The following is a 7,503-nucleotide window of genomic DNA, read 5'->3' as shown; positions in this document are numbered from 1 at the left end:
TGTTGTGTTTCAATCCTTGTTCTGTTGGATTGGGGATGGCGGCTCCATGTTGGTCCGCCGGGGGTGGCAGATGTCTTTGGGTTTCAATCCTTGTTCTGTTGGATTGGGGATGGCGGCCGGAATTTAACAGTGTCATCACGACCTCACGCCGACATGTTTCAATCCTTGTTCTGTTGGATTGGGGATGGCGGCTTGTTGCGCAGCCCATGAACAGGTTTGCCCAGTCGGAGTTTCAATCCTTGTTCTGTTGGATTGGGGATGGCGGCCGAAACTGCGGACACGCCATATCCTGACACTGACCATGTTTCAATCCTTGTTCTGTTGGATTGGGGATGGCGGCAGCACAGTCCCAACACCATGACCTGACCAGGGCCAGTTTCAATCCTTGTTCTGTTGGATTGGGGATGGCGGCGCCGCCCTGGAAGTGCTGAACACGCAAGCGCAGAAGTTTCAATCCTTGTTCTGTTGGATTGGGGATGGCGGCCCCTGGGGCATCTTGCGATGGGGGAGCGCTTGGTAGTTTCAATCCTTGTTCTGTTGGATTGGGGATGGCGGCGATCATCCTGGCAGATGATGATCACGCCACCCAGGGGTTTCAATCCTTGTTCTGTTGGATTGGGGATGGCGGCACGGTGACCTTCGACATCGAGCAGGTGAAGGGCGGGTTTCAATCCTTGTTCTGTTGGATTGGGGATGGCGGCGTTGCGTTCAGAAGTTGGAGCGTGATAGAGCTTGTGTTTCAATCCTTGTTCTGTTGGATTGGGGATGGCGGCTGATCTGCGGGTTTCGGTGGTGTGTGGTGTGGACCGGGTTTCAATCCTTGTTCTGTTGGATTGGGGATGGCGGCGCCATGGAGCGGGTGTGACTGCACTTGAACCCTGCGGGTTTCAATCCTTGTTCTGTTGGATTGGGGATGGCGGCCAGCGCTGGCATTCAGGCCGGCATGGTCGCACTGGTGTTTCAATCCTTGTTCTGTTGGATTGGGGATGGCGGCACATCGGCGGCGGTACGTTCCCGATCCAACTCAGGGGGTTTCAATCCTTGTTCTGTTGGATTGGGGATGGCGGCAACCGGTCAGAGCATCAGGCACCATCGGCGAAGGGGTTTCAATCCTTGTTCTGTTGGATTGGGGATGGCGGCGTACCACAGGTCACAACTGGAGAAACCGAATCAGGGTTTCAATCCTTGTTCTGTTGGATTGGGGATGGCGGCCAGTGCAGCTATTACCATTTAAGGTGGTATTCTCACCGGTTTCAATCCTTGTTCTGTTGGATTGGGGATGGCGGCGCGTTGCCCTTGCGTGTTGGGCGCTTGCGGCAATGTTTCAATCCTTGTTCTGTTGGATTGGGGATGGCGGCGATCACCTGGCTAAAAGGTGTTCTTGAAACTGTCCTGGTTTCAATCCTTGTTCTGTTGGATTGGGGATGGCGGCTGCATCTAACATGAAACGCCATATAAATCAAAACTATGAGGCGCCTGAACCCAGTGCGTTTTAGGTCTCCTGCGACTGCCACGGCGCTGATAACAGGCTGTCACGAGTGCCCGATTACATCGAGAATATGAGATTTTCATCTTAAACCTCAAAAAGTTGCAAAGGCGCTACCGCTAGACACAAATATTTCTGTAGCAACAGTCTTCACACCGGAGGCGCGAAGAGGTTCGCGCCGGCAACCGACCCGTCTGAATGATATCGAAAATCTGGTCGATCAGCCACTTCGTTCGCGCGATGGCTTCGGCGGTCACCAGCACCTCCAGCAACTGACTCCCATCGCGCACGTAAGCGACGAAACCCCGGGTGACAGGCTGCTGATAAACATCATGAATCAGCATTGAGTACAGCAAGATCTGGGTTTCATGGGTCTTGAATACCGTGTCCCGCGCCTCTGTGTACTTGTAGTCCAGCGCCGCCATGCTGCCGTCCTTCAGCCACAGCACCTCATCGACGATTCCCCTGAGCCGCAAGGCCGGTGATGCCAGATAGACCTCGATCTCGCGCTTGACCGCACCGATCTTGCGGCGTAGGTAGTCACGATTCTCGGTCGCCCGCCGCTGATGAACCTCGCGCCCCTTGAGGACTTTGAAACGCGAGTCCTCGTGCTGCGGGATGTTCTGGACATTCATGAACCAGGTAAAGCGCGGGCAATAGACGTGCTCCAAGACCTCCGATGGAGTAATCATCGGGGTACGTTCGGTATCCAGCAGCCATTCGCTCATAAGAACAAGGCCCTCACTTCATCGGTGACCAGCTTCTTGTCGAAGGCCTGCCCAAGCAGAATCACCTTCTTGAAATCCGGCTCACACATCGGAAAAATGTAGACCGAATCCACCTCGTGGTTCACCCACTCATCGATCTGCAGCCGCAACTCATCCAGTCGATTGCGTTCGATCGTTCCCAGAAATACCGATTTCTGGACGCGATACAGCCCGGCCTCCTTGCACAATTTGGCGATCTTGGTCCGCGGCTTGTTCTCGACGATGTCATAGATGATCCACACCAACGTCTCGGTCGTCTTCATCGCTCAGTCTCCCGATCCATTCGTTTGCCATGCGGTGGCAATCAAGCTGTACGGTATCGCGCCGTTTGATATTGCGATTGCGGTAGCGGATAGTTTCATCGAGGTGTTCGCCAAACCGCTCCATCAGGACGGCTTTGCCCTGCTTGTTAAGGGTGAGGCCATTTTGTAGTGGATCGAACAGGTCCTGCTTGATCTTGCGCGCGGCGAACAGGCCAACCACAGTTTCATCGGCCCAAATCCGATAACACTCGATCAGGTCGAAGACCAACGATTTCTTCTGATAATGATCGGTATGCACAAAGCCGACATAGGGATCAAGCCCCGCCAAAATACAGGCGCGTTCGACCGTGCTATACAGTACTCCATAAGAATAATTCAACAAGCAATTGAACTCGTCTTTGGCGGGATTGTGCGAGCGCCCCGCGAACTGAAAATTATCCGGCAATAAGAGATTGATCGCCTCCCAATAGGTGCGTCCGGCCCGACCCTCAATGCCCATGACGGTGTTGCGTACATCATCTAGTCCGCCGGTGATACCGTCGAGTGCCTGACGCAGTTCCGACAGCGCCTCGATCTTCTCGGTCAACAATGCCGATAGCCGGGTGCGTCGCGTGCGCGCCTCACGCAAAAAATCGAGCTGATTGTCGAGTTTTCGCAGCAACCAGCCAAGCGCGAGCCGCAGACCTTTCTCGGTGTCGGCCAAGCGCAACTGTTCGCGGCGGATTGCAATGGTAGATCCCGGGCGGCCATGCCAGACCCGAGCATAGGGATCGCCGAACTGATCGATAAACACCAGATCGATGTTTTTCTCAACGGCCAGTGCAATGGCGTCGGTCGACAGGCTGGCGCCGGTGGTGATGAGGATGGAGCGCACCTTGCGTGATGATATCTCCTGTTTCTGATCCTTGATATTGATGACAAACAGCTCGCCCCGGCGATGGAGATAGGCGCCGAACGTAGTCAGAATCAGGTCCATAGTGCTGCCTCGTCAGTGGGCTGATGATGGTATGTTCCGGCGGCCTGAGCGATCCACTCGATTCATCGGCACGCCGTGCGCTGCCGTCCATGGCGACGCAATTCGGCCGCCTGCGGGGTTGAAGACAGGCGAAAGCAAATTGTTAAAGAGCACGGCGGGCTAAAGCGTCAGCCAGCCATAGCCATGACTGACGGCATGCCCGAAGGAAAAGCCGCTTGGCAGCGCGGCATTCGTGGCCAGTTCTCCGGTCAGGCCGAGGAGCTTCTCCCCTTTATAATGGCAGGTACAGGTCTGCGGTTCGCCAAGGGTCGCGTACAGCCGCTCGGGGAAGGTGACATCCAGCCCCCGCAGTGCGGTCAATAGATTCGCCACGAGCAGCCGCTCGCGTTCGCTGCGTTGCTGCGTGGCGGTCATCGCCTGATAGCGTCGATAATTTTCCTGATTGAATAGCAAGACCGGTGTCTCCAGCCGGTAATAGCCCAAGTGGTCGCCGACGCCGAAGTGTCCCTGATTCAGGGTTAAGGCGGCATCGCTGACCACCACCGGTGTCTCACCGAGCAGCAGGTTCAATTCCAGCCAGGGTAAGTTCAATAGCCGGTCGGCGGCCTGGCCCCAGCCGACGACCAGTCCCCGCCCGCGGCGCCAACGGTATTGCACCCGAGGATAGCGGTAGAGCGCTTTTCCTGTCAACAGGTCGTGCTGGTGAAACAGGTCATCACCGCGAAAGGCGTTGGCCAGGGCGCCGCGCAATTGTTTGGTGCGCTGCTCCGGTCCTCCGGCCAGTTCGCGATCCCAGCGCAGTTCCACCTGGGTGAGTGGGATGGTGGCTAGAAGATGCATGTGGCGGTTTCTCCGGGCAGGCCGATAAAACCGGCGTGACGGTCATAGGTTTCCGAACCGGCGTCGATCCGGTTGACCTCGTTGCGGTCCAGACCGTGCGCGGCGTGGGCACTAATCTGGATGACGCGTTCGTAAAAGGCCCGCTTGAATGGGCGAAACCGCTGGTCTTGTTCAGCCGGGGTGACTCGCGGGTCGTCCCGCAGGGCGCGGTATCGTTCCCACAGTGCTGCGTCCGGGGGGTTGCATACCACGAAGAGTGAGACCGTTGGCCGTTCCTCGATAAGTTGAAAGTCTTGCTCGACGCCGAGTAGATCGCCGCGCGCCAGTTGTTCATCGACGCGCGTCTGGTCGTGGCGCGCCCGGCAGCCGCGAAAATAGGCTTGGCTCAATTCCAGAAAGTCGCACTCATCCCATGCGTCTGCCGTGCCAAGCGTTTCCTGTGTAACCTCGATCAAGGCGCTATCATAAACCCGCCGCCAGAGCGATTCCCCCGCGCTGCCATCCGGTTTGGAAGACTGCAAGTGCCAGAGGTGTACCTCCCCGGGTACTGCACCGGCTTCGCCGTGGCGGTTACAGCGTCCGGCCGCCTGAATGATTGAATCGAGCGGCGCCAGGTCACGATGGACGACCGGAAAGCTGAAATCGACCCCGGCCTCGACCAATTGAGTGGTGACTGCAATGACCGGCTGGCCCTGTCGCAACAGGCGCTGAATCAGCCTGACCCGTGCCCGTCGATCGAGCGGGGTCAGGTCGGTCGAGAGTGCGACCAGCGGGCGCTCCGGGAAGGCGGCATGCAGGGCTTCGAACAGTGTGCGCACCGCCCGCCGCCGATTGACGATGATGAGCATAGCCCGCGGGTACTGTTGCAGGTCGGCGATCAGGTGTTCGGCGAACGCCTCGAGTATCATGCGTTCGCGGTGGTGTGCCAGCAGCCGCGTACGGGTCATGGCGCGGAAATGCGTGGCGTGATCCGGCAGCAATTCCACGGCGTCGCCGGGCTGGAAGATGAGCGGTCGGGTGGCGGTCAGCAGGACGAACCGGGTGCCAAGGGTCCGGGCGGCGGCGATGAACAATTGCCGTAAGGCCTCCCAGTAACGCAAGGGCAGTGACTGGACCTCGTCCAACAGGACCAGCGCCCCCGTTAACTGACCGGCCCGCTTCAGATTGGCGTTGCGTGGGCTGAGCAGTGAGTGCAGCAGTTGATGAAAGGTCGTCACCACCAGTTCACTCTGCCAGGTCTCGGTGAGTAACTGGCCGGCGCCGTCCGCCTGATATTCCGCATCCTCGGTGCGGAAGGTGGCCTCGGTCAGGTGATGGTGCTTGAGCAACAGGTCTTCGCGATCGGGCAGGCCATTGCTGCGCAGCACAGCGCGGAATACTGCATGGTTCTGGTCGATGACTGAAGTGAAGGGTAGGCAATAAATGATGCGCGGGGCGCTGTCAAGACGCGCCGCCAGGTCTGTCCGGACCTGCAAGGCGGCGTGGAGGACGGCCAAGGTCTTGCCGGCCCCGGTCGGTGCGGTGAGGGTCAGTAGGGGGCGATCCAGGTGGGCGAGCCAGGTCCGAGCGACCGTGTCCGCAATCTGTTCGCGACGCTGATCCAGAGTGGAGCAGTGGCTGTATACCCCTGTGTTACCCCAGAGCCGTTGTTTATGTACCGTCACCGCCGCCGCGGGCAGTGGCTGCCGGTCGATCTGCCCGCCCTGCAAGGCGGCATCGGTCTTGTCCACCGCGAGCAAGGCGCCGAAGCCGGCGAGCATGGCGAGGGCCTCGTCCACCGGACCGAACGCCTTGCGCAGTTTCGAACCGAGGGTCTGGCGGTCGCCCAGACGGGCCTCGATGGTTTCCAGGGTCAGGGGCTCTGGGGCGGCGGACAGCCCTTGGTCGGGGAGGCGTCCGGCAACCTCGATCAGCCACTGGCGGATACCCGGCAGGTCCATGGCGGCGAGTTGCGTGCGCAGCGGACAGTCCGGGTCGCGGAAGTCCCCGCGAATTCCTTCGAAGAGTTGCGGCCACTCCTGAAAGTTCAGTGCACCATGGTGACGGTAGACCGCGATGAAGGCGGCCAGGCGCTGCCAGAGCGGCCAGTCGAGTCCGGCCGTGTACCACCAGACCAGGAGTGCGCCCGTCTGCGCGTGATGACTGAGCACCGAACGCCGACCGGCCCGCAGCAAATAGTCCTGAAACCAGGGGGTAGCCTTGCCGAGGTCGTGAAAGAGGCCGGCCACCAGGGCAATGGCGCGGATCTCCGCACGTGCCGTCGGCGCAATGCCGGCGGCGGCCCGTTGCGCGACCCGTTCCAGGTGGGCTGGCAAGGGGTCGCCCGGATGCGCGAAGGCGTTAGAGAAAGGCGACGCTGTCGGGACCGATGGCATGTAAGACTCCGGTTCCACCCTGGCCGCGGATTGGCTGTCCGTCTTCAGCCAGGACGATTTCCTGATGGCGGTGAACGATGCGTGATCCGTCCATGGTGACGGGGATGCGCAGCCGGTGATAACGTCGGCTGTCCTCGTAATGCACCTGGATGCCGTCGCGCAGCGGTACCGCCGTGGTTACCTGCCATTCAGGGTTAGCCAGAGGCTGCGCCGACCACTCGCCGACCCAGGTCACATCGGCGAGACAGGGCGCGAGCCCCAGCGCGACGGTGTAGGCAGTGCGGCCGGTGCGCAGTCGCTCGGCCAGTTCATCGGCCACCTGGTCGGGCAGTCCTGCGATATAGATGCGAAAGTGCGGATGGCGCAGGAACTCGAATGGCACCTGGGTATGGGTGTTCTGCCCGGCCAGCGGACGAAAAAAGCCGTCGGTACCAGTCTTGGTTTGCAACAGATTGAGCGACGCCCGAAACACCCTCAGCGGGGCGCGTAGCCCTACGGCGATCTGCACCAGATCCCAGCCAAGCCGCTGGTGATAGGCGTCCTTGCCGTAGCCGAGAACGGCGCCGAGCATCCCCAATACCGCCGGTGGCGGCGGCAGTGGGTAGCTCACCGGACTCATCGGTGAATAGGGCTTCTTGAACTGGCCGTATTCGCCCGCGATGTCGAAGACCACTGAAGTTTCCCGCTTTCCGTTACGCCACGAGCGCCATAACCGCGGCGAGCAGCGGATTTTGCGGGGGTTTGCCGGGATCCGCGCAATCGATACCGAAACCCTCGCCGCCGAGGTCCTGAGCCA

General features: G+C 59.7%; 6 protein-coding genes and 1 CRISPR repeat array. All 6 genes read right to left on the bottom strand.

The window, feature by feature from the left end; all coding sequences use genetic code 11:
- Positions 1 to 6: 6 nt before the first annotated feature.
- A CRISPR array of direct repeats spans positions 7 to 1,432; the repeat unit is 37 nt; unit sequence GTTTCAATCCTTGTTCTGTTGGATTGGGGATGGCGGC.
- A gap of 173 nt (positions 1,433 to 1,605) precedes the next feature.
- Positions 1,606 to 2,214, bottom strand: coding sequence for a CRISPR-associated protein Cas4 (gene cas4 / locus QZY44_RS13925; RefSeq protein WP_295447181.1), 609 nt, complete (start codon positions 2,212 to 2,214; stop codon positions 1,606 to 1,608).
- Positions 2,211 to 2,516, bottom strand: a complete 306-nt coding sequence (gene cas2, locus QZY44_RS13920; RefSeq protein ID WP_295447179.1) for a CRISPR-associated endonuclease Cas2 — start codon at positions 2,514 to 2,516, stop codon at positions 2,211 to 2,213. The genes cas4 and cas2 overlap by 4 nt, the downstream gene beginning before the upstream one ends.
- Positions 2,479 to 3,492: a CRISPR-associated endonuclease Cas1 gene (cas1, locus tag QZY44_RS13915; protein ID WP_295447177.1), complete on the bottom strand. Its 1,014-nt coding sequence runs from the start codon at positions 3,490 to 3,492 to the stop codon at positions 2,479 to 2,481. Before cas1 ends, cas2 begins: the two co-directional genes overlap by 38 nt.
- Before the next feature lie 159 nt (positions 3,493 to 3,651).
- Positions 3,652 to 4,332: a CRISPR-associated endonuclease Cas6 gene (locus tag QZY44_RS13910; protein WP_295447175.1), complete on the bottom strand. Its 681-nt coding sequence runs from the start codon at positions 4,330 to 4,332 to the stop codon at positions 3,652 to 3,654.
- Positions 4,320 to 6,707: a CRISPR-associated helicase Cas3' gene (cas3, locus tag QZY44_RS13905; RefSeq protein ID WP_295447173.1), complete on the bottom strand. Its 2,388-nt coding sequence runs from the start codon at positions 6,705 to 6,707 to the stop codon at positions 4,320 to 4,322. The genes QZY44_RS13910 and cas3 overlap by 13 nt, the downstream gene beginning before the upstream one ends.
- Complete coding sequence (gene cas5b, locus QZY44_RS13900) at positions 6,673 to 7,380, bottom strand: type I-B CRISPR-associated protein Cas5b (RefSeq protein ID WP_295447171.1); 708 nt, start codon at positions 7,378 to 7,380, stop codon at positions 6,673 to 6,675. Before cas5b ends, cas3 begins: the two co-directional genes overlap by 35 nt.
- Between the last annotated feature and the right edge of the window lie 123 nt (positions 7,381 to 7,503).

The organism is uncultured Thiodictyon sp., assembly GCA_903837595.1.
Lineage (GTDB): Bacteria > Pseudomonadota > Gammaproteobacteria > Chromatiales > Chromatiaceae > Thiodictyon.
This window is presented reverse-complemented; position numbering and strand designations above follow the sequence as displayed.